This window comes from Hydrogenophaga sp. NFH-34, assembly GCF_021401345.1.
Lineage (GTDB): Bacteria > Pseudomonadota > Gammaproteobacteria > Burkholderiales > Burkholderiaceae_C > Hydrogenophaga > Hydrogenophaga electricum.
Window position 1 is genome coordinate 53,012 of record NZ_JACBGE010000015.1, and the last position, 20,719, is coordinate 73,730.

21 protein-coding genes and 1 tRNA gene are annotated in these 20,719 nt (G+C 63.5%); all 22 read left to right on the forward strand.

The features are described 5' to 3' along the window. Positions 1-34: 34 nt before the first annotated feature. The 22 genes from pnp (at position 35) to L0977_RS15310 (ending at position 20,669) form a co-directional block, all read left to right on the forward strand. The gene (gene pnp / locus L0977_RS15205) at positions 35-2,212 is read left to right on the forward strand and encodes a polyribonucleotide nucleotidyltransferase (RefSeq protein WP_234265703.1); all 2,178 of its coding nucleotides are present in this window, start codon (positions 35-37) and stop codon (positions 2,210-2,212) included. 19 nt (positions 2,213-2,231) lie between these two features. After that, positions 2,232-3,221: an NAD(P)H-quinone oxidoreductase gene (locus tag L0977_RS15210; protein WP_234265782.1), complete on the forward strand. Its 990-nt coding sequence runs from the start codon at positions 2,232-2,234 to the stop codon at positions 3,219-3,221. 18 nt (positions 3,222-3,239) lie between these two features. Continuing rightward, positions 3,240-3,983, forward strand: coding sequence for a triose-phosphate isomerase (tpiA, locus tag L0977_RS15215; protein WP_234265704.1), 744 nt, complete (start codon positions 3,240-3,242; stop codon positions 3,981-3,983). A 31-nt stretch (positions 3,984-4,014) separates the two neighbouring features. Then, the gene (secG, locus tag L0977_RS15220) at positions 4,015-4,407 is read left to right on the forward strand and encodes a preprotein translocase subunit SecG (RefSeq protein ID WP_234265705.1); all 393 of its coding nucleotides are present in this window, start codon (positions 4,015-4,017) and stop codon (positions 4,405-4,407) included. Positions 4,408-4,586: 179 nt separating this feature from the next. Further along, positions 4,587-4,671 (forward strand) — tRNA-Leu (locus L0977_RS15225). A gap of 49 nt (positions 4,672-4,720) precedes the next feature. After that, positions 4,721-5,080 carry an NADH-quinone oxidoreductase subunit A gene (locus tag L0977_RS15230; protein ID WP_234265706.1) on the forward strand — a complete coding sequence of 120 codons (360 nt, stop codon included), beginning with the start codon at positions 4,721-4,723 and terminating at the stop codon, positions 5,078-5,080. Between the two features lie 60 nt (positions 5,081-5,140). Then, positions 5,141-5,620 (forward strand): NuoB/complex I 20 kDa subunit family protein, encoded by a 480-nt coding sequence (locus L0977_RS15235; protein WP_234265707.1) that lies wholly within the window; start codon positions 5,141-5,143, stop codon positions 5,618-5,620. 24 nt (positions 5,621-5,644) lie between these two features. Next, complete coding sequence (locus tag L0977_RS15240; RefSeq protein WP_234265708.1) at positions 5,645-6,265, forward strand: NADH-quinone oxidoreductase subunit C; 621 nt, start codon at positions 5,645-5,647, stop codon at positions 6,263-6,265. A gap of 28 nt (positions 6,266-6,293) precedes the next feature. Further along, positions 6,294-7,547, forward strand: a complete 1,254-nt coding sequence (locus L0977_RS15245) for an NADH-quinone oxidoreductase subunit D (RefSeq protein WP_234265709.1) — start codon at positions 6,294-6,296, stop codon at positions 7,545-7,547. Then, the gene (gene nuoE / locus L0977_RS15250) at positions 7,544-8,077 is read left to right on the forward strand and encodes an NADH-quinone oxidoreductase subunit NuoE (protein ID WP_234265710.1); all 534 of its coding nucleotides are present in this window, start codon (positions 7,544-7,546) and stop codon (positions 8,075-8,077) included. The genes L0977_RS15245 and nuoE overlap by 4 nt, the downstream gene beginning before the upstream one ends. Continuing rightward, the gene (gene nuoF, locus L0977_RS15255) at positions 8,074-9,423 is read left to right on the forward strand and encodes an NADH-quinone oxidoreductase subunit NuoF (protein WP_234265711.1); all 1,350 of its coding nucleotides are present in this window, start codon (positions 8,074-8,076) and stop codon (positions 9,421-9,423) included. The genes nuoE and nuoF overlap by 4 nt, the downstream gene beginning before the upstream one ends. A 23-nt stretch (positions 9,424-9,446) precedes the next feature. Then, a complete protein-coding gene (gene nuoG / locus L0977_RS15260) occupies positions 9,447-11,594 on the forward strand; it encodes an NADH-quinone oxidoreductase subunit NuoG (RefSeq protein WP_234265712.1) in 2,148 nt (715 codons plus the stop codon). Next, a complete protein-coding gene (gene nuoH, locus L0977_RS15265) occupies positions 11,591-12,667 on the forward strand; it encodes an NADH-quinone oxidoreductase subunit NuoH (protein WP_234265713.1) in 1,077 nt (358 codons plus the stop codon). Before nuoG ends, nuoH begins: the two co-directional genes overlap by 4 nt. Before the next feature lie 15 nt (positions 12,668-12,682). Beyond that, positions 12,683-13,192, forward strand: a complete 510-nt coding sequence (gene nuoI, locus L0977_RS15270) for an NADH-quinone oxidoreductase subunit NuoI (RefSeq protein WP_234265714.1) — start codon at positions 12,683-12,685, stop codon at positions 13,190-13,192. Between the two features lie 16 nt (positions 13,193-13,208). Beyond that, on the forward strand, positions 13,209-13,856 hold the full coding sequence (locus tag L0977_RS15275; protein WP_234265715.1) for an NADH-quinone oxidoreductase subunit J: 648 nt from the start codon (positions 13,209-13,211) through the stop codon (positions 13,854-13,856). Next, on the forward strand, positions 13,853-14,161 hold the full coding sequence (gene nuoK, locus L0977_RS15280) for an NADH-quinone oxidoreductase subunit NuoK (protein WP_234265716.1): 309 nt from the start codon (positions 13,853-13,855) through the stop codon (positions 14,159-14,161). The genes L0977_RS15275 and nuoK overlap by 4 nt, the downstream gene beginning before the upstream one ends. A gap of 24 nt (positions 14,162-14,185) precedes the next feature. Continuing rightward, positions 14,186-16,219 carry an NADH-quinone oxidoreductase subunit L gene (gene nuoL / locus L0977_RS15285; protein WP_234265717.1) on the forward strand — a complete coding sequence of 678 codons (2,034 nt, stop codon included), beginning with the start codon at positions 14,186-14,188 and terminating at the stop codon, positions 16,217-16,219. A 13-nt stretch (positions 16,220-16,232) separates the two neighbouring features. Beyond that, on the forward strand, positions 16,233-17,708 hold the full coding sequence (locus L0977_RS15290) for an NADH-quinone oxidoreductase subunit M (RefSeq protein ID WP_234265718.1): 1,476 nt from the start codon (positions 16,233-16,235) through the stop codon (positions 17,706-17,708). A gap of 33 nt (positions 17,709-17,741) precedes the next feature. Then, positions 17,742-19,238: an NADH-quinone oxidoreductase subunit NuoN gene (nuoN, locus tag L0977_RS15295; RefSeq protein ID WP_234265719.1), complete on the forward strand. Its 1,497-nt coding sequence runs from the start codon at positions 17,742-17,744 to the stop codon at positions 19,236-19,238. Positions 19,239-19,288: 50 nt separating this feature from the next. Continuing rightward, positions 19,289-19,600, forward strand: a complete 312-nt coding sequence (locus tag L0977_RS15300; RefSeq protein WP_234265720.1) for a DUF2818 family protein — start codon at positions 19,289-19,291, stop codon at positions 19,598-19,600. 3 nt (positions 19,601-19,603) lie between these two features. After that, positions 19,604-20,206: an NUDIX domain-containing protein gene (locus tag L0977_RS15305; protein WP_234265721.1), complete on the forward strand. Its 603-nt coding sequence runs from the start codon at positions 19,604-19,606 to the stop codon at positions 20,204-20,206. Positions 20,207-20,213: 7 nt separating this feature from the next. Next, entirely contained in the window at positions 20,214-20,669 is a 456-nt protein-coding gene (locus L0977_RS15310; protein WP_234265722.1) for a DUF1178 family protein, read from the forward strand. The last annotated feature ends 50 nt before the right edge of the window (positions 20,670-20,719 follow it).

The following is a 20,719-nucleotide window of genomic DNA, read 5'->3' on the forward strand; positions in this document are numbered from 1 at the left end:
GCTGCCTCAGGCACCCAATCAACAGGAGATATCCATGACGATGTTCAACAAAGTCACCAAGACCTTCCAGTGGGGCCAGCACACGGTCCGCATGGAAACCGGCGAAATCGCCCGTCAGTCCAGCGGCGCCGTGCTGCTCGACATGGATGGCACCGTGGTGCTGGCCACCGTGGTGGCGCGCAAGGAAGCCAAGGCCGGCCAGGACTTCTTCCCGCTGACCGTTGACTACCTCGAAAAGTCGTACGCTGCCGGCAAGATCCCGGGCAGCTTCTTCAAGCGCGAAGGCCGCCCCAGCGAGTTCGAGACGCTGACCAGCCGCCTGATCGACCGCCCGATCCGCCCGCTGTTCCCGGAAGGCTTCTTCAACGAAGTCCAGGTCGTCATCCACACGGTGTCGTTGAATCCCGAAGTGGACGCTGACATCGCGGCCATGATCGCCACCTCGGCGGCCCTGTCGGTGTCCGGCATCCCCTTCAACGGCCCGATCGGCGCCGCCCGCGTGGGCTACGTCAACGGCCAGTACGTGCTCAATCCGGGTCAGACCGAGCGCCAGAACAGCCAGATGGATCTGGTGGTGGCGGGCACGCAGGCTGCGGTGCTGATGGTCGAATCTGAAGCCCAGCAACTGTCGGAAGAGATCATGCTGGGCGCTGTGGTGTTCGGCCACGAGCAGGGCAACATCGCCATCGCCGCCATCAATGAACTGGTGCGCGATGCGGGCAAGCCCGAATGGAGCTGGCAGCCGCCGGCCAAGGACGAGCCGCTGATCGCCAAGGTGGAAGCCCTGGGCAAGGCCAAGCTCGAAGCCGCCTATCAGATCCGCAACAAGCAGGCCCGCACGCAAGCCTGCCGCGAAGCCTATGCCGCGGTCATGGATGGCCTGAAGGCCGAAGGCGTCGAATTCGACGGCGTGGCCGTCGAAGGCCTTCTGTTCAACATCGAAGCCGCGATCGTCCGTGGCCAGATCCTGGCCGGTGAGCCGCGCATCGACGGTCGCGATACCCGCACCGTGCGTCCCATCGAAATTCGCAACAGTGTGCTGCCGCGCACCCACGGCTCGGCCCTGTTCACCCGCGGTGAAACCCAGGCCCTGGTGGTTGCCACGCTCGGTACCGACCGCGACGCCCAGCGCATCGACGCGCTGGCCGGCGAGTTCGAAGACCGCTTCATGCTGCACTACAACATGCCGCCGTTCGCCACTGGCGAAACCGGTCGCGTGGGCAGCCCCAAGCGCCGCGAAATCGGCCACGGCCGTCTGGCCAAGCGCGCCCTGGTGGCCGCGCTGCCGAGCAAGGAAGACTTCCCCTACACCATCCGTGTGGTCTCGGAAATCACCGAATCCAATGGCTCCTCGTCGATGGCTTCTGTTTGCGGTGGCTGCCTGGCCCTGATGGATGCCGGCGTGCCCATGAAGGCACACGTGGCTGGTATCGCCATGGGTCTGATCAAGGAAGGCAACCGCTTTGCGGTGCTGACCGACATCCTGGGCGATGAGGACCACCTGGGCGACATGGACTTCAAGGTGGCTGGTACCACCAATGGCGTGACCGCTCTGCAGATGGACATCAAGATCCAGGGTATCACCAAGGAAATCATGCAGGTCGCCCTGGCCCAGGCCAAGGAGGCGCGCATGCACATCCTGGGCAAGATGCAGGAAGCCATGGGCGAAGCCAAGACCGAGGTGAGCAACTTCGCTCCCAAGCTCTACACCATGAAGATCAATCCGGAGAAGATCCGTGACGTGATCGGCAAGGGTGGCGCCGTGATCCGCGCGCTGACCGAAGAGACCGGCACCCAGATCAACATCGACGAAGACGGCACCATCACCATCGCCTCCACCGATGGTGCCAAGGCCGACGAAGCCAAGCGCCGCATCGAGCAGATCACGGCCGAAGTCGAAATCGGCAAGGTCTACGAAGGCCCGATCACCAAGATCCTGGACTTCGGCGCCCTGGTGAACCTGTTGCCCGGCAAGGACGGTCTGCTGCACATCAGCCAGATCGCCCACGAGCGCGTCGAGAAGGTCACGGACTACCTCAAGGAAGGTCAGATCGTGAAGGTCAAGGTGCTCGAGACCGACGAAAAGGGACGCGTCAAGCTGTCCATGAAGGCCTTGCTGGATCGTCCGGAGCGTGCCGAACGCCCGGAGCGTGCTGAACGCGCACCGGCGGACATGGAGGCTGCCCAGCAGCAACAGCAACAGCAGCAATAAGCGGCAGGCCGTGACCACGATGCAAGCGGTCGAAATCAGCGCTTTCGGCGCGCCCGAGGTCTTGCGCCTGGTGCAGCGCCCACTTCCGGAGGCCGGTAGCGGAGAGGTGCTGATCCGCGTGCACGCCTCCGGGGTGAACCGGCCCGATGTCCTGCAGCGCAAGGGGGCTTATCCGCCACCGCCCGGCGCTCCGGATCTGCCGGGACTGGAGGTGGCTGGCGTCATCGTATCGGGGGATGCGGCTGCGCTGTCGGCTGCGGGCCTGAGTGTCGGAGATCGCGTCTGCGCGCTCGTCGCTGGCGGTGGGTATGCCGAATACTGCGTCGCGCCCGTGGCGCAGTGTCTGCCTGTCCCGGCGGGTCTGGATGATGTGCAGGCGGCCTCCTTGCCCGAGACCTTCTTCACGGTCTGGAGCAACGTGTTCGATCGCGGCCGTCTGCAGCCCGGTGAAACCCTGCTGGTGCAGGGGGGTACCAGTGGCATTGGCGTGACGGCGATCCAGCTGGCCAAGGCTGCCGGGGCGCACGTGATCGCCACCGCCGGGAGTGCCCAGAAATGCGCGGCCTGCCTGGCCCTGGGTGCTGACCATGCCATCAACTACCGCGAGCAGGACTTTGTGGCGGTGGCGCGGGAACTGACCGGTGGCCGTGGCGTCGACGTGGTGCTCGACATGGTGGCAGGCGACTATGTGGCGCGCGAGGTGGAGTGCCTGGCCGAAGACGGCCGGCTGGTCATCATTGCGGTGCAGGGCGGGGTGCAGTCCGGCTTCAATGCGGGTCTGGTGCTTCGTCGCCGGCTGGTGATCACCGGTTCGACCCTGCGCCCGCGGCCAGTGGCCTTCAAGGCGGCGATTGCCACCTCGTTGCGCGAGCAAGTCTGGCCCTGGCTCGAACAAGGGCTGGTGCGGCCTGTGGTTCACGCCACTTTTGAAGCGGCGCACGCTGCCGAAGCGCACGCCCTCATGGAGACCAACCAGCACATCGGCAAGATCGTGCTGACTTGGTCCTGAATCCCGCGGAGATTTCGGATGAGCAGAAAACTGATCGCAGGCAACTGGAAGATGAATGGTGGCCTCGCCGCCAACGAAAGCCTGGTCAAGGCCATGCTGGCCGGTTTGGCCGCGCCCGCCTGTGACGTGGCCTTGTGCGCGCCGGCGCCGTATCTGGCGCAGTTGCAGGGGCTGCTGCAAGGCAGTCCGATCGCCTGGGGAGCGCAAGACGTGTCTGCCCACGAGCAGGGTGCTTTCACCGGTGAGGTGAGCGCGGCCATGCTCAAGGACTTTGCCTGCCGCTATGCCCTGGTCGGTCATTCCGAGCGGCGGCAGTACCACGGTGAAACCGATGAGACGGTGGCGACCAAGGCGCAGCGCGCGCTGGCCGCCGGCATCACCCCGATCGTGTGTGTCGGCGAGACGCTGGCGCAACGCGAAGCCGGTGAGACCGAGCTGGTGGTCAAGCGCCAACTGGCGGCGGTGATTCACGCAGTGGGCCACTGCATCACCGAAATCGTGGTGGCCTATGAGCCGGTCTGGGCCATCGGGACGGGCAAGACCGCCACGCCCGAGCAGGCACAGCAGGTGCACGCCGTGCTGCGGGCGCAACTGGCGGCGGCGACGACCAACCCGAAGCGGGTGCCGATTGTCTATGGGGGCAGCATGAACGCCGCCAATGCGGCCAGTCTGCTGGCTCAGCCCGACATCGACGGAGGCTTGATCGGCGGTGCGTCGCTCAAGGCTGCCGATTTTCTGACCATTGTGGCGGCGGCTGGCTGAGCCGGCTGCGCCTGTCTATCCTGGAGCAAGCATGAACATTCTGTTGACCATCCTGCAGGCGGTGCAGATCCTGACCGCCATCGGCATGATTGGCCTGATCCTGATGCAGCACGGCAAGGGGGCCGATGCTGGTGCGGCCTTTGGTGGTGGTGGCTCGGGCTCGGCGAGCCTGTTCGGCGCCAGTGGCGGGGCGAACTTCCTTTCGCGTACCACGGCCGTGCTGGCGACGGTGTTTCTGGCCAGTACGCTCGCACTGGCCTACTTCGGCAACTTGCGCACGACGGCGGCACCGTCAGGCAGCGTGCTGGAAGGCGTGATGGCCCCTGCGCCAGCCACGTCGCAACCGGCGGCCCAGCCGGGAACCACGGAGGTGCCCGCAGGTGACGCGGCGCCGGCCGGTGCCGCGCAGATTCCTGGGCAATAACAGGGCGAGATGCACCGCGGGCGGGCATGTCCTGTCTGCGGTTTTTTGCATCGCACCATCCCAACGCATTTGTTCGGAAATTCAGAAGCACGCCTCGAAAACCGAGGGTGTTTCAGGGTAAACTCTAAGGATTGCCAGCCGGGTACCCCACGACCTTTTTGGACCCGGCAAGCAGACCAGCCGACGTGGTGAAATTGGTAGACACGCTATCTTGAGGGGGTAGTGGCGAAAGCTGTGCGAGTTCGAGTCTCGCCGTCGGCACCAGATCTTTGGCATCCATGGCAGCCCATGCCATGCACGCGGAAAAACCAAGATGAGCCTCCAGCAATACCTTCCTGTGCTTTTGTTCATTCTGGTTGGTATCGCTGTCGGTATTCTTCCCCAGGTTCTCGGCTACATCCTCGGTCCCAACCGGCCTGACGCCGCCAAAAACTCTCCGTATGAATGCGGCTTCGAGGCTTTCGAAGACGCGCGCATGAAGTTTGATGTCCGCTACTACCTCGTGGCCATCCTCTTCATTCTCTTCGACCTCGAAATCGCCTTCCTCATTCCCTGGGCCGTGGCTTTCACCGACATCGGTGTCACCGGGTTCTGGGCGGGTGTGGTGTTCCTGGCGATCCTGGTGGTCGGCTTCGCATACGAATGGAAAAAGGGCGCGCTCGACTGGGAGTGATCCCTTGTCGGGCCCTGTCAATGCGTGCGGACATGCTGTTCGCGTGCGATGGAGCTGTGCATGATTGAAGGTGTGTTCAAGGAAGGGTTCGTCACCACCAGCTACGACGCTGTGGTGAACTGGGCCAAGACCGGATCGCTCTGGCCCATGACCTTTGGTCTGGCTTGCTGTGCGGTCGAAATGATGCACGCGGCCGCGGCGCGTTACGACATCGGCCGTTTCGGTGCCGAGGTGTTTCGCGCCAGTCCGCGCCAGTCAGATCTGATGATCGTGGCAGGGACGCTGTGCAACAAGATGGCACCGGCTTTGCGCAAGGTGTATGACCAAATGGCCGAGCCGCGCTGGGTGTTATCCATGGGCTCCTGCGCCAATGGCGGGGGCTATTACCACTACAGCTATTCGGTGGTGCGCGGGTGTGATCGCATCGTGCCCGTGGATGTGTATGTGCCGGGTTGTCCGCCCACTGCCGAGGCGCTGCTGTACGGGATCATCCAGCTGCAGCAAAAGATTCGCCGCACCAACACGATTGCACGGGCCTGACCCGGCGTTGCGAAAGACGCTCCCATGAGTGATACAGATTCCTCCGTTGCCATCCATCCCGAGGCTTTGCGCGCCAGCTTGGCGACTTTGCTCGGTGGGCGTGTGCTGACTGTCGATCTCGTGCGCGATGAGGTGACGGTCACCGTCTCGGCGGCGAACTACCTGGAGGTCATGCAGGTTTTGCGCGATGCGCCTCAGGCCAGTTTCGAGCAGCTGATCGACCTGTGTGGTGTCGACTACGCGAGCTACGGCGACGGTCGCTGGGAAGGCTCCCGTTTTGCCGTGGTTTCGCACCTGCTTTCGGTGAGTCTCAATCAGCGCGTGCGGGTGCGTGTCTTCTGTGCCGACGACGACTTTCCCGTGGTGGCCTCGGTGGCGGGGCTGTGGAACTCGGCCAACTGGTACGAGCGCGAGGCCTTCGATCTGTATGGCATCGTGTTCGAAGGGCACGACGATCTGCGCCGGATCCTCACCGACTACGGTTTCATCGGCCATCCGTTCCGCAAGGATTTCCCGCTGTCGGGGCATGTGGAAATGCGCTACGACGCCGAGCGTCAACGCGTGGTGTACGAACCGGTGAGCATCGAGCCGCGCGAAATCACCCCGCGCGTGATCCGCGAGGACAACTACGGGGGCCTGCACTGAGGGCGGCAGCCCGTCTGGCGGAAATCACATGGCAGAGATCAAGAACTACACCCTGAACTTCGGCCCTCAGCACCCGGCCGCACACGGCGTGCTGCGCCTGGTGCTGGAGCTGGACGGCGAAGTCGTCCAGCGCGCGGACCCCCATATCGGCCTGCTGCACCGCGCCACCGAAAAACTGGCCGAACACAAGACCTTCATCCAGTCGCTGCCTTACATGGACCGGCTGGATTACGTGTCCATGATGTGCAACGAGCACGCCTACTGCCTGGCCATCGAAAAACTGCTGGGCATCGAGGTGCCGATCCGCGCCCAATACATCCGCGTGATGTTCAGCGAGATCACCCGTCTGCTCAACCACCTGATGTGGCTGGGCTCGCACGGCAACGACTGCGGCAGCTCGACCATCCTGATCTACGCTTTCCGCGAGCGTGAAGATCTGTTCGACATGTACGAGGCGGTGTCGGGTGCGCGCATGCACGCGGCCTACTTCCGCCCGGGTGGTGTCTACCGTGATCTGCCGGACAGCATGCCGCAGTACAAGGTCAGCAAGGTGCGCAATGCCAAGGGCATCGAGGCGCTCAACCAGAATCGTCAGGGTTCGCTGCTGGACTTCATCGACGATTTCACCCAGCGTTTCCCTACCTACCTGGGCGAATACCACACGCTGCTGACCGACAACCGCATCTGGAAGCAGCGTACGGTGGGTATCGGTGTGGTGCCGCCCGAACGGGCACTCAACCTGGGCATGACCGGTCCCATGCTGCGCGGTTCTGGCATTGCCTGGGACCTTCGCAAGAAGCAGCCGTACGATGTGTACGACCGCATGGAATTCGACATTCCGGTCGGCAAGACGGGCGACACCTACGACCGCTACCTCGTCCGCATGGAAGAGATGAAGCAGTCCAACCGCATCATCAAACAATGTGTGGACTGGCTGCGCGTGAACCCGGGCCCGGTGATCACCGACAACCACAAGGTGGCGCCGCCTTCGCGCGAATCCATGAAGTCCAACATGGAAGAGCTGATTCACCATTTCAAGCTCTTTACTGAAGGTTTCCATGTGCCCGAAGGTGAAGCCTACGCCGCCGTCGAGCATCCCAAGGGGGAGTTCGGCATCTATTTGGTGAGCGACGGCGCCAACAAGCCTTACCGTCTGAAGATCCGTGCTCCCGGCTTCGCCCATCTGGCGACGCTCAACGAAATGGCCCGCGGCCACATGCTGGCGGATGCGGTGGCCATCATCGGCACCATGGACATCGTTTTCGGAGAGATCGACCGATGAGCGCCCCATCGACTTCCGCCGCCCCGGTGGCGGCCCAGCAGTTGTCCGAATCCACCCGCACGCGATTCGCGCGCGAGGTGGCCAAGTACCCGGCCGGCCAGGCCCAGTCGGCCGTGATGGCCTGCCTGTCGATCGTTCAGCAGGAGCAGGGCTGGGTCAGCCGCGAAGCCGAGCTGGCGATTGCCGAGTACCTGGGCATTCCGGTCATGGCCGTGCATGAGGTCACGACCTTCTACAACATGTACAACCAGCAGCCGGTGGGCAAGTACAAGCTCAACGTCTGTACCAACCTGCCCTGCCAATTGCGTGGCGGCAACGAAGCGCTTGCGCATCTGGCGCACAAGCTGGGCATTCAGATGGGTGGCACGACAGCCGATGGCCTGTTCACGCTGCAGCAATGCGAATGCCTCGGGGCCTGCGCCGACGCCCCGGTGATGCTCGTGAACGACCGCAACATGTGCAGCTTCATGAGCCACGACAAGCTCGACCAACTCGTTGACGGCCTCAAGGCGGTGGAGGGCAAGGCATGAACGCCGAGCAGGTGATCCAGCAATTCAGCGCCACCGGTGTGCAGACCTGCTTTCATGGCCGGCATATCAACCCGCAGATCTACGCCGATTTGAACGGCAGCAACTGGTCGATCAAGGACTACGAGGCCCGTGGCGGCTACCAGGCGCTGCGCAAGATCCTGGGGCAGGACGGCGGTGAAGGCCTGACGCAGGACCAGGTGATCGCGACGATGAAGGACTCGGGCCTGCGTGGCCGGGGTGGCGCGGGTTTCCCGACCGGCCTGAAGTGGAGCTTCATGCCCCGCCAGTTCCCTGGCCAGAAGCACCTGGTGTGCAATTCCGACGAGGGCGAGCCCGGCACTTGCAAAGACCGCGACATCCTCATGTACAACCCGCACATCGTCATCGAAGGGATGGCGATTGCGGCGTACGCGATGGGCATCTCCATCGGCTACAACTACATCCACGGCGAGATCTTCGAGGTGTACGAGCGCTTCGAGGCGGCCCTGGAAGAAGCCCGTGCCGCCGGCTTCCTGGGTGACCGGATCCTGGGTTCGAACTTCAGCTTCCAGCTGCATGCGCACCATGGCTTCGGCGCCTACATCTGTGGTGAAGAAACTGCGTTGCTGGAATCGCTGGAAGGCAAGAAGGGCCAACCCCGCTTCAAGCCGCCGTTCCCGGCCAGCTTCGGCCTGTACGGGAAGCCGACCACCATCAACAACACCGAGACCTTTGCGGCGGTCCCCTGGATCATCCGCAATGGCGGTCAGGCCTATCTGGAATGCGGCAAGCCCAACAACGGCGGGACCAAGATCTTCTCGGTCTCGGGCGACGTGAACCTGCCCGGCAACTATGAGGTGCCACTGGGCACGCCGTTCACCAAGCTGCTCGAACTGGCCGGCGGTGTGCGCACGGGCCGCCAGCTCAAGGCGGTGATTCCGGGCGGCTCCTCTGCCCCGGTGCTGCCTGCGCACATCATCAACGAGTGCACCATGGACTACGACTCGATCTCCAAAGCGGGGTCGATGCTCGGTTCGGGTGCCGTGATCGTGATGGACGACAGCCGCTGCATGGTCGAGTCGCTCAAGCGCCTGTCCTATTTCTACATGCACGAATCCTGCGGCCAGTGCACCCCCTGCCGCGAGGGGACGGGTTGGCTCTGGCGTCTGGTCGACAAGATCCAGCGCGGGGAAGCCAAACCGGCCGACATGGATTTGCTGGACAACGTGGCCGAGAACATCATGGGCCGCACCATCTGCGCGCTGGGCGACGCCGCTGCCATGCCGGTGCGCGCCATGCTCAAGCATTTCCGCCCCGAGTTCGCGGCCCTGATCAAGGCCGATGCAGCCGCCTCGCAGGCCGCCTGAACACGACGAGACGAGTAAAACACATGGTTGAAATCGAACTCGACGGCCAGAAGGTCGAAGTCCCGCCAGGCAGCATGGTGATGCATGCCGCCGAGAAGGCCGGCACCTACATCCCGCATTTCTGCTACCACAAGAAGCTGTCCATCGCCGCCAACTGCCGCATGTGCCTGGTGGATGTGGAGAAAGCGCCCAAGCCCATGCCCGCCTGCGCCACGCCGGTGACGATGGGCATGATCGTGCGCACCAAGTCCGACAAGGCCATCAAGGCCCAGAAGTCGGTGATGGAGTTCCTGCTCATCAACCACCCGCTGGACTGCCCGATCTGCGACCAGGGTGGCGAGTGCCAACTGCAGGATCTGGCCGTGGGCTACGGTGGTGGTGCTTCGCGCTACGCCGAGGAAAAGCGCGTGGTGTTCCACAAGAACGTGGGCCCGCTGATCTCCATGGAGGAGATGAGCCGCTGCATCCATTGCACCCGCTGCGTGCGCTTCGGTCAGGAAATTGCCGGCGCCATGGAATTGGGCATGTCTCACCGGGGTGAACATTCCGAGATCGAAACCTTCGTCGGCCAGACGGTGGACTCCGAGCTCTCGGGCAACATGATCGACATCTGCCCGGTCGGGGCGCTGACCAGCAAGCCTTTCCGTTACCACGCCCGCACCTGGGAGCTCTCGCGCCGCAAGAGTGTGAGCCCGCACGATTCGACCGGCGCCAACCTGATCGTTCAGGTGAAGAACCACCAGGTCATGCGCGTGGTGCCGCTGGAGAACGAGGCCGTCAACGAGTGCTGGATTGCTGATCGCGACCGCTTCTCGTACGAGGCGCTCAATGGGGAAGACCGTCTGACCCAGCCCATGATCAAGCAGGGCGGCGAATGGCAGTCCGTTGACTGGCAGACCGCGCTGGAATACGTGGCCAATGGCCTCAAGCAGGTCAAGTCGGAACATGGGGCCGGGGCCATTGGCGTGCTGGCCAGCCCGCACAGCACGGTGGAAGAGCTGGCCCTGGCGGGCGCATTGGTGCGTGGCCTGGGCAGCGAAAACATCGACAGCCGCCTGCGCCATGCCGATTTCGGCAATGCAGCGATCACCGGCGCCGCCCGCTGGCTGGGCACCGATATCGCAAGCCTGTCGACGCTGCAGCGCGTCCTGGTGGTGGGCGCCAACCTGCGCAAGGACCATCCGCTGTTTGCTCAGCGCATTCGGCAGGCCGCCCGCAAGGGTGCCGAGGTGTCGGCTCTGGTGGCTGCACAGCCGGAGTGGGCGTTGCCGCTTGCGCACACCGTGCTCGCCGACAGCAGTGTGTGGGTGTCGGCACTGGCCGGGATCGCGGCGGCTGTGGCGGTCGAAGCGGGCGTGCAACCGCCGGTGGCCGGATCGGTGACCGATGAGGCCCGCGCCGTGGCCCGTTCGCTGCTCAGTGGTGAACACAAAGCCATTCTTCTGGGCAATGCCGCAGCGCATCACGAAAAAGCCTCCAGCCTGCTGTCGCTGGCCAACTGGATCGGTGCGCAGACCGGTGCCACGGTGGGTTACCTCACCGAAGCCGCCAACACCGTGGGGGCGCAACTGGTGCGCGCCGTGCCGGGGCAGGGCGGCCTGAACGCCAGCCAGATGCTGGGTGGTGGGCTCAAGGCGGCCGTCTTGCTGAACACGGAACCCGCTGCCGACAGCGCGGCCGGTGAAGTGGGTCTGAAGTCGGCCGATCTGGTCGTGACCCTGAGCCCATTCAAGACCAACCTCGACATCAGCGACGTGCTGCTGCCGATGGCTCCGTTTACCGAAACCTCTGGCTCTTTCGTCAATGCCGAAGGCCGGCTACAGAGCTTCCAGGCGGTGGTTCGCCCTCTGGCCGAGACCCGCCCCGGCTGGAAGGTCTTGCGCGTACTGGGCAATCTGCTCGGCCTGGCGGGCTTTGATGCCGACTCTTCGCAGGCGGTGCTTGCTGCCGCGCTGCCTGGCGTGACCGCCGGTGCCTTTGTCGATGCGGCCCGTCTGTCCAACGCCGATGCCGGCGTGGGGCCGGCAGCAGCCGACCAAAGCCCGGCTGGCGCCGCCCCCTGTGTGGCCTCGATTTACCAGCTCGATGCGCTGGTGCGCCGTGCGCCCTCGCTGCAACTCACGAGCGATGCGCGCGCAGCCCGTGCGGCCGCGCAAGGAGTCCAAGCATGATCGATGCGATGTACAACGGAGGCCTTGGCCTGATCGACGCCTCCTGGTGGACCGCAGCCGCTTGGCCGGTCATCTGGGGCCTGATCAAGATCGTGGCCGTGCTGCTGCCTCTGCTGGGGGCGGTGGCTTACCTCACGCTCTGGGAGCGCAAGCTCCTGGGCTTCATGCAGGTGCGCCATGGTCCCAACCGCGTCGGCCCGTTGGGTTTGCTGCAACCGATCGCCGATGCGCTCAAGCTGCTCACGAAGGAGCTGATCCGTCCCTCGGCAGCAGCCAATGGTCTGTTCCGTCTCGGCCCGGTCATGGCCATCATGCCGGCGCTGGCTGCCTGGGTGGCTGTGCCGTTCGGCCCCGAGGCCGTGATTGCCAACATCAACGCCGGTATTCTGGTCATCCTGGCCATCACCTCCATCGAGGTGTACGGCGTGATCATCGCCGGCTGGGCCTCCAACTCCAAGTACGCTTTTCTGGGGGCGCTGCGTGCATCGGCCCAGATGGTGAGTTACGAAATCGCCATCGGTTTCTGCTTCCTGGTCGTCGTGATGACCGCTGGCAGCCTACAACTGGGCGAGATCGTGGCGTCGCAGTCCCGGGGTATGGGCGCCAACATGGGGCTGGGTTTCCTGTCGTGGAACTGGCTGCCGCTGTTGCCCATCTTCATCGTCTACCTGATCTCCGGCGTGGCCGAAACCAACCGCCACCCGTTCGACGTGGTGGAAGGCGAAGCCGAAATCGTGGCCGGCCACATGGTCGAGTACTCGGGCATGGGCTTTGCCATCTTCTTCCTGGCCGAATACGCGAGCATGTGGCTGGTGTCCATTCTGGCCGTGCTGATGTTCCTGGGCGGTTGGCTCTCGCCCGTGGCGGCACTGGACTTCGTCCCAGGCTGGATCTGGCTGGCTGCCAAGACCTTCTTCGTGGTGTCGTGCTTCATCTGGATCCGCGCCACCTTCCCGCGCTTCCGCTATGACCAGATCATGCGTCTGGGCTGGAAGATCTTCATTCCCGTCACGCTCATCTGGCTGCTGCTCGTCGGTGGCCTGATGCAGACATCGTGGAACCTCTGGAAATAAGCCGGGCGAACGACCATGTCCACCACCGCTGTCGCTCCCTTTTCTCTGCGCGATTTTTTGAAGAGCTTCATGCTCGTGGAACTCGTCAAGGGCATGGCCCTGACGGGCCGCTACGCCTTGCGCCGCAAAGTCACGGTGCAGTTCCCTGAAGAAAAAACGCCGCTGTCTCCGCGTTTCCGTGGCCTGCACGCCCAGCGCCGCTATGAAAACGGCGAGGAACGTTGCATCGCCTGCAAGCTGTGCGAAGCCGTCTGCCCTGCCGTCGCCATCACCATCGAGGCCGGTGAGCGCGAAGACGGCACCCGTCGTACCACCCGCTACGACATCGATCTGACCAAGTGCATCTTCTGCGGTTTCTGCGAAGAAGCCTGCCCGGTCGACGCCATCGTGGAGACGCAGATCTTCGAATACCACGGTGAAAAGCGCGGCGATCTGTACTTCACCAAGGACATGCTGCTGGCCGTGGGCGACCGGTACGAGCCCGAGATTGCTGCGGCCAAGGCAGCGGACGCCAAGTACCGCTGAGCCGAAAGACGACAACATGGATTACCAGACCGGCTTTTTCTACCTGTTCACGGCGGTGCTGCTGTTTGCTGCCTTCCGTGTCGTGACCTCGCGCAACCCCGTGCACGCCGTGCTCTACCTGATGCTGGCGTTTTCGCAGGCCTCGGGCCTGTGGCTTCTGCTCAAGGCCGAATTTCTCGGCCTGACGCTGGTGCTGGTGTACCTGGGGGCGGTGATGGTGCTGTTCCTCTTCGTGGTAATGATGCTGGACATCCGCCTGGAAGGGGATCGCTGGAGCTTCTGGCAGCACTTCCCGCTGGCGGCGGTATTGGGTGGCCTGGTGGCCGCCGAGGTCATCGCTGTCCAGTGGGTGGGGTTTCCCGAACTGGCCACGCCGGCTGTTGCGGCGGCTGAGGTCTCCAACACCAAGGCACTGGGCCTCCTGCTCTACACCGAATACCTGTATCCGATCCAGGTGGCGGCCGTGATCCTGCTGGTGGCCATGGTGGCGGCGATTGCGCTGACGCTGCGCCACCGCAAGGACAGCAAATTCATCAATGCGGGTAACCAGGTGCGCGTGCGCGCGGCCGATCGCCTGGTGGTGGTCCCGGTGGCCACCACGCGCAAGGCCGAGGCCGCACCTGCGGCAGACGCGGCGACCCCGGAGGAGGGCCAGAAGGCATGAGTCTCACACTCGGACATTTCCTTGCCGTCGGTGCGATCCTTTTCGCGCTGTCGGTTGTCGGCATCTTTCTGAACCGGAAGAACCTCATCGTGCTGCTGATGGCCATCGAGCTGATGCTGCTGGCCGTGAACATGAACTTTGTGGCGTTCTCCCATTTCCTGGGCGACATGCATGGTCAGGTGTTCGTGTTCTTCATCCTGACCGTGGCGGCCGCCGAGTCGGCGATCGGTCTGGCCATCCTGGTGCTGCTGTTCCGCAACCGCTCGTCGATCAGCGTCGAGGAACTCAACGCGCTCAAGGGTTAAGCCCGCAAAAGAACAGGCAAACAGATGAGCACAACCCTTTCTGCAACGACGCTGCTGGCCGTACCGCTTGCGCCCCTGGTGGGCTCGGCGCTGGCCGGCATTCTGGGCACGGCTTTTGGCGGCAACGTGATGGGCCGTCGCGCTTCCCACACTTTCACGATCCTGGGCGTGCTGATCGCCTTCATCCTCTCGGCGATCACCCTCAAAGATGTGATCGCCGGGGCCCGCTTCAACGACACGATCTACGAATGGATGCAGATCGGTGGCCTGAAGATGGAAATCGGCTTCATGGTCGATGGCCTGACCGCCATGATGATGTGCGTGGTGACCTTCGTGTCGCTGATGGTGCACATCTACACCATCGGCTACATGGAAGAGGATGCCGGCTACAACCGTTTCTTCGCCTACATCTCGCTGTTCACCTTCTCCATGCTCATGCTGGTCATGAGCAACAACCTGCTCCAGCTGTTCTTCGGCTGGGAAGCCGTGGGCCTGGTGTCGTACCTGCTGATCGGTTTCTGGTTCAACAAGCCCACAGCCATCTTCGCCAACATGAAGGCCTTCCTGGTCAACCGGGTGGGTGACTTCGGCTTCATCCTGGGCATCGGTCTGATCGTGGCCTACACGGGCACGATGAACTACACCGAGATCTTCGCCAAGGCTGGCGAGCTGGGTGTCATCGAGTTCCCCTGGTACGTGTTCGGCCAGGAGCCGCTGCTGGTGACCGTCATCTGCATCTGCCTGTTCATTGGGGCGATGGGCAAGTCGGCCCAGTTTCCCTTGCATGTGTGGCTGCCTGACTCGATGGAAGGCCCCACCCCGATTTCCGCGCTGATCCATGCCGCCACGATGGTGACTGCCGGCATCTTCATGGTCAGCCGCATGTCGCCCCTGTTCGAGTTGTCGGACGCTGCGCTGAACTTCATCCTGATCATCGGTGCCATCACGGCCCTGTTCATGGGCTTCCTCGGCATCATCCAGAACGACATCAAGCGGGTGGTCGCCTACTCGACGCTGTCGCAATTGGGCTACATGACCGTCGCGCTGGGCGCTTCCGCCTATTCGGTGGCCGTGTTCCACCTGATGACGCACGCCTTCTTCAAGGCGCTGCTGTTCCTGGCCGCCGGCTCGGTCATCATCGGCATGCACCACAACCAGGACATCCGCTGGATGGGCAACGTGCGCAAGTACATGCCCATCACCTGGATCACGTCTCTTCTGGGTACGCTGGCCCTCATTGGCACGCCTTTCTTCTCGGGTTTCTATTCCAAGGACTCGATCATCGAGGCGGTGCACTTCAGCAACCTGCCCGCCGCCGGTTTCGCCCATTTCGCGGTGTTGGCGGGTGTGTTCGTCACCTCGTTCTACTCGTTCCGCCTGTACTTCCTGGTTTTCCACGGCAAGGAACGCTACGACCAGAACCCGGATGTGCACCACGACGATCATCACGATGACCACGGCCACCATGGCGACGGCAAGCCGCACGAATCACCCTGGGTCGTGACAGTGCCGCTGTTGCTGCTGGCGATTCCGTCGGTGGTCATCGGCTACCTGACGATCTCGCCGCTGGTGTTCGGTGACTTCCTGGCCGATGCCATCACGGTCAACAACGCGGCCCACCCGGCCATGGCGGAGTTCGCCTCGGTCTTCCACGGTCCGCTGAAGATGGCCCTGCACGCCGTGTCGACGCCCCCGTTGTACTTGGCTCTCGCGGGCGCCGTGTCCGCCTGGTACATGTACATGGTCAACCCGGCCGTTCCGGCGGCCATCGCCCGCGCGCTCAAGCCGCTGGTGACGATTCTCGAGAACAAGTACTACCTCGACTGGTTCAACGAAAACGTGCTGGCCCGTGGCGCACGGCTGATCGGTATGGGCCTCTGGAAGGGCGGTGATCGTGGCGTCATCGAAGGTGGCGTCGTCAACGCCAGCTGGAAGCTTGTGGGTGCGATGTCTGCCATCGTGCGGCATCTGCAGTCGGGCTATCTGTACCACTACGCGCTGTTGATGATCGTGGGCGTCATGCTGTTCATGACCTGGTTCGTGTGGCTCGCCAAATAAGGAGAAGAACAACATGGGTTTGCTGAGCCTTGCGATCTGGGTGCCGATCTTTTTCGGCACCGCGCTGCTCGCCTTCGGGCGCGACGAGCACGCCGGCGCCGTGCGCTGGATGGCGCTGATTGGTGCTCTGGCCGGTCTGGCGGTGACGTGGCCGGTGTACGCCGGTTTCGAGACCGGTTCGGCCGCGATGCAACTGGTCGAGAAAAGCCTCTGGATCGAGCGTTTCAATGTGCACTACCACCTGGGTGTGGACGGCATCTCGCTGTGGCTCGTACCGCTGACCGCCTTCATCACCGTGATCGTGGTGCTGGCCGGCTGGGAGGTGATCACCGAGCGCGTCAACCAGTACATGGGCGCGTTCCTGATCCTCTCCGGCCTGATGATCGGCGTGTTCACCTCGCTGGACGCCATGCTGTTCTACGTCTTCTTCGAGGCGACGCTGATCCCGATGTACCTCATCATCGGGATCTGGGGTGGTCCGAACAAGATCTACGCCGCGTTCAAGTTCTTCCTCTACACGCTGATGGGCTCGCTGCTCATGCTGGTGGCGCTGGTCTATCTGTACAACCTCTCGGGTGGCAGTTTCGACCTGGCGACCTGGCACCAGCTCAAGATCGGTGCGCATGCCCAGACCCTGCTGTTCTTCGCCTTTTTCGCTGCGTTTGCGGTGAAGGTGCCGATGTGGCCCGTCCACACCTGGCTGCCCGATGTGCACGTCGAAGCGCCCACCGGTGGATCGGCCGTGCTGGCGGCCATCATGCTGAAGCTGGGTGCCTACGGTTTTCTGCGTTTCTCGCTGCCCATCGCACCCGATGCGTCGCACGAATGGGCATGGCTGATGATTGCGCTGTCGCTCATCGCCGTGATCTACGTTGGCCTGGTGGCGATGGTCCAGCAGGACATGAAGAAACTGGTGGCGTATTCGTCCGTCGCCCACATGGGGTTTGTGACCCTGGGCTTCTTCGTCTTCAACGACCTGGGTGTTTCCGGCGCCATCGTGCAGATGATCTCGCACGGCTTCGTGTCGGCGGCCATGTTCCTGGCCATCGGTGTGCTGTATGACCGGGTGCATTCGCGCGAGATCGCGGCCTATGGTGGTGTCGTCAACACCATGCCCCGTTTCGCGGCGTTTGCCCTGCTGTTCACCATGGCCAACGCCGGTCTTCCGGGTACCGCGGGTTTCGTCGGTGAGTGGATGGTGATCATTGCCGCGGTCAAGGCCAATTTCTGGGTCGGCATGCTGGCCGCCACGGCCCTGATCTTTGGCGCCGCCTATTCGCTGTGGATGTTCAAGCGCGTCTATCTGGGCGCACCGGGCAATGATGATGTGAAGGCGCTGACCGATATCAACAAGCGGGAATTCCTGGTGATGGCGCTGCTGGCCTTCATGGTGCTGTACATGGGTGTCTATCCGAAGCCCTTTACCGACGTCATGGACGCTTCGGTGGCCGAGCTGCTGCGCCACGTGGCCATCTCCAAACTCCCCTGAGGCACGACCGAGCGAAACACGAGAGACGTTCACATGATTGACAACCTCAGCTGGGTCACGGCATACCCTGAAATCCTCCTGCTGGTGATGGCCTGCGTGATTGCGTTGGTGGATCTGGCGGTCAAGACACCGCTGCGCGGTGCCACCTACGTGCTGACCCTGGCCACCCTGGCCGTGGTCGCCTACCTTCAGGGAAGCTACGCGGCCACCGGCCAAACCCTCCACGGCTTCGGCGGCATGATCGTCAGCGACCCCATGGGCAACTGGCTCAAGTGCTTTGCCAGCATCGCGGTGTTCGTCACCCTGGTGTATGGGCGCGGTTATGCGGGGGCCCGCGACATGATGCGTGGCGGTGAACTGTTCACGCTGTCGCTGCTGGCCTTGCTGGGCATGTTCGTGATGATCTCGGGTCACAACTTCCTGATCATCTACCTGGGTTTGGAACTGCTGACCCTGGCCAGCTATGCGCTGGTGGCCCTGCGCCGTGATGACCTCAACGCGACCGAGGCCGCGATGAAGTACTTTGTGCTGGGTGCACTGGCCAGTGGCTTCCTGCTCTATGGCCTGTCTCTGGTGTATGGCGCCACGGGATCGCTCAACGTGACCGAGGTCATGCAAGCCATCGCTGGCGGTGAGGGTTCGCTCAAGGGTTCGGCCCAGGTGCTGGTGCTCGGGCTGGTGTTCGTGGTGGCGGGTCTTGCCTTCAAGCTCGGCGTCGTGCCTTTCCACATGTGGGTGCCTGACGTCTACCACGGTGCCCCCACGGCAGTGACACTGCTCATCGGTGGTGCACCCAAGCTGGCCGCCTTTGCCATCGTCGTGCGACTGCTGGCCGAAGGTCTGCAGCCGCTGGCGGTTGACTGGCAGCAGATGCTGGCCGTCTTGGCCGTGCTGTCGCTGTTGGTGGGCAACCTGACCGCCATCGCACAGAGCAACCTCAAGCGCATGCTGGCGTTTTCCACCATCGCGCAGATGGGCTTCCTGCTGCTGGCGCTGGTGGCGGGCGTTGTGGGCGACGACAAGAGCAATCTGGCCAACGCCTATGGCTCGGCCATGTTCTACGTCGTGTCCTATGTGCTGACCACGCTGGGCACCTTTGGGGTCATTCTGCTGCTCTCGCGCCAGGGGTTCGAGTCCGAAGAGGTCCAGGACCTGGCTGGCCTGAACCAGCGCAGCCCGCTGTACGCGGGCATCATGGCGATCTTCATGTTTTCGCTCGCCGGTGTGCCGCCTTTGGTCGGCTTCTACGCCAAGCTGTCGGTGCTGCAGGCGCTGCTCGCCCATGGCGGTTCGTTCTATATCGGTCTGGCCGTGTTCGCCGTCATCATGTCGCTGATCGGCGCCTTCTACTACCTGCGTGTGGTGAAGGTGATGTACTTCGACGCACCGGTGCAGACCGCGCCGATCGAAGCCCCTGTCGAGGTGCGCTCGCTCCTGTCGCTCAACGGGGCGCTCGTGCTGGTGCTGGGTTTGTTGCCTGGCGGCCTCATGGCGCTGTGTGCCCAGGCGGTGGCTCAGCTGTTTGCCTGAGGCCGGTGGCGGCGGTGTGAACCTGTCGCCACCATCGCGATCCCATCCGCATGTCGCATTCTTTCTCCGTCTGGCTTGTCCTGCTCGTGGCCTTGGCCGGTGCCAATCTGCCTTTTGTGAACAACCGATGGCTGGCGCTGTGGCCGCGCGGTGCGTCCGCTGCACCCAAGAGTCTGGGGGTGCGTCTGGCTGAACTGCTGGTGATGTATTTCGTCGTGGGCGGCATTGGTCTGGCGCTGGAGCAGTCGGCGGGCCAGATCTATCCCCAGGGCTGGGAGTTCTATGCCACCACCGCAGCGCTGTTCCTGACCCTGGCGTTTCCGGGCTTCGTGTGGCGCTATCTGTTCAAGCGCCGGAACTGAGCCGTGGACGCACCGGCTGACGCGCACCTGCGCGAAGAACCTGTGGCCCGACAGGAGCTGTTGCGGGGCCACTTTCTCCACGCCGTGCGCGACACGGTCCGCCTCCCTTCGGGGCGCGAAGCGACGCGGGAATACGTGCTGCACCCGGGCGCGGTGATGGTCATCGGCCTGCTCGACGATGGTCAGGTGGTGCTGGAGCGCCAATGGCGCCACCCGATGCGGCAGGCGATCATCGAATTCCCGGCCGGCAAGCTCGACGCGGGCGAAGGCAGCCTGGCGTGTGCCCGCCGTGAACTGCTCGAAGAGACGGGTTATACAGCCGCCGAATGGGCGTTCGCCGGCCGCTTGGCGCCCACCATCGCCTATTCCGACGAGGTCATCGATATCTGGTTCGCGCGGGGCCTGGTGCCCGGTGAACGGCAACTCGACGACGGTGAATTCCTGGACGTCTTCAGCGCCACGCCGGAAGCCTTGCTTCAGGCCTGCCGCGACGGCACCACGATCGACAGCAAGACCCTGGTCGGGGCACTGTGGCTTCAGAATGTGCTCTCGGGCGCGTGGTCACTCGATTGGTCGGGGGCAATGCCAGCGGCCGTCGCCCGATAATCTCGCCATGAAGGTTCTCAACCTCCAGTGCGAGCACCAGCACACTTTTGAAGGCTGGTTCGCTTCCGAAGACGACTTCCAGCAGCAACGGGATCGGGGTCTGCTTGCGTGTCCTGTCTGCGGTGCAGCCCATGTCTTGAAGATGCCTTCCGCGCCCCGCTTGAACCTGGGCACTCCCCGGGAAGAGGGTTCGCGCTTGCCCGCCGATGCGCCGAAGGCGCCACAGGCGCCGGCGCCCGAGCTTCAAGCCCGCCTTTTGAAGGCCATGCGCGAAATCGTGGCCCAGACCGAAGATGTCGGTGAGCGATTCGCCGATCAGGCCCGCGCCATGCACCAGGGCGACATCGCCCAGCGCAACATCCGCGGACGCGCCAGCCCCGAAGTGGCGATGGCCTTGATCGAGGAGGGTATCGACGTCGTGCCCCTGCCCGATCTGCCCGCCATCAAGGAAACCTTGCAGTGACCAGAGCCGCCTGAGCGGCTCCCGGCAGGGTGGCCGAACCACCCGCCGGC

Bases quoted from the DNA above. Each gene is read 5' to 3' on its own strand.
- pnp (WP_234265703.1), top strand. From the start codon at position 35: ATGACGATGTTCAACAAAGTCACCAAGACCTTCCAGTGGGGCCAGCAC.
- L0977_RS15210 (WP_234265782.1), top strand. From the start codon at position 2,232: ATGCAAGCGGTCGAAATCAGCGCTTTCGGCGCGCCCGAGGTCTTGCGC.
- tpiA (WP_234265704.1), top strand. From the start codon at position 3,240: ATGAGCAGAAAACTGATCGCAGGCAACTGGAAGATGAATGGTGGCCTC.
- secG (WP_234265705.1), top strand. From the start codon at position 4,015: ATGAACATTCTGTTGACCATCCTGCAGGCGGTGCAGATCCTGACCGCC.
- L0977_RS15230 (WP_234265706.1), top strand. From the start codon at position 4,721: ATGAGCCTCCAGCAATACCTTCCTGTGCTTTTGTTCATTCTGGTTGGT.
- L0977_RS15235 (WP_234265707.1), top strand. From the start codon at position 5,141: ATGATTGAAGGTGTGTTCAAGGAAGGGTTCGTCACCACCAGCTACGAC.
- L0977_RS15240 (WP_234265708.1), top strand. From the start codon at position 5,645: ATGAGTGATACAGATTCCTCCGTTGCCATCCATCCCGAGGCTTTGCGC.
- L0977_RS15245 (WP_234265709.1), top strand. From the start codon at position 6,294: ATGGCAGAGATCAAGAACTACACCCTGAACTTCGGCCCTCAGCACCCG.
- nuoE (WP_234265710.1), top strand. From the start codon at position 7,544: ATGAGCGCCCCATCGACTTCCGCCGCCCCGGTGGCGGCCCAGCAGTTG.
- nuoF (WP_234265711.1), top strand. From the start codon at position 8,074: ATGAACGCCGAGCAGGTGATCCAGCAATTCAGCGCCACCGGTGTGCAG.
- nuoG (WP_234265712.1), top strand. From the start codon at position 9,447: ATGGTTGAAATCGAACTCGACGGCCAGAAGGTCGAAGTCCCGCCAGGC.
- nuoH (WP_234265713.1), top strand. From the start codon at position 11,591: ATGATCGATGCGATGTACAACGGAGGCCTTGGCCTGATCGACGCCTCC.
- nuoI (WP_234265714.1), top strand. From the start codon at position 12,683: ATGTCCACCACCGCTGTCGCTCCCTTTTCTCTGCGCGATTTTTTGAAG.
- L0977_RS15275 (WP_234265715.1), top strand. From the start codon at position 13,209: ATGGATTACCAGACCGGCTTTTTCTACCTGTTCACGGCGGTGCTGCTG.
- nuoK (WP_234265716.1), top strand. From the start codon at position 13,853: ATGAGTCTCACACTCGGACATTTCCTTGCCGTCGGTGCGATCCTTTTC.
- nuoL (WP_234265717.1), top strand. From the start codon at position 14,186: ATGAGCACAACCCTTTCTGCAACGACGCTGCTGGCCGTACCGCTTGCG.
- L0977_RS15290 (WP_234265718.1), top strand. From the start codon at position 16,233: ATGGGTTTGCTGAGCCTTGCGATCTGGGTGCCGATCTTTTTCGGCACC.
- nuoN (WP_234265719.1), top strand. From the start codon at position 17,742: ATGATTGACAACCTCAGCTGGGTCACGGCATACCCTGAAATCCTCCTG.
- L0977_RS15300 (WP_234265720.1), top strand. From the start codon at position 19,289: ATGTCGCATTCTTTCTCCGTCTGGCTTGTCCTGCTCGTGGCCTTGGCC.
- L0977_RS15310 (WP_234265722.1), top strand. From the start codon at position 20,214: ATGAAGGTTCTCAACCTCCAGTGCGAGCACCAGCACACTTTTGAAGGC.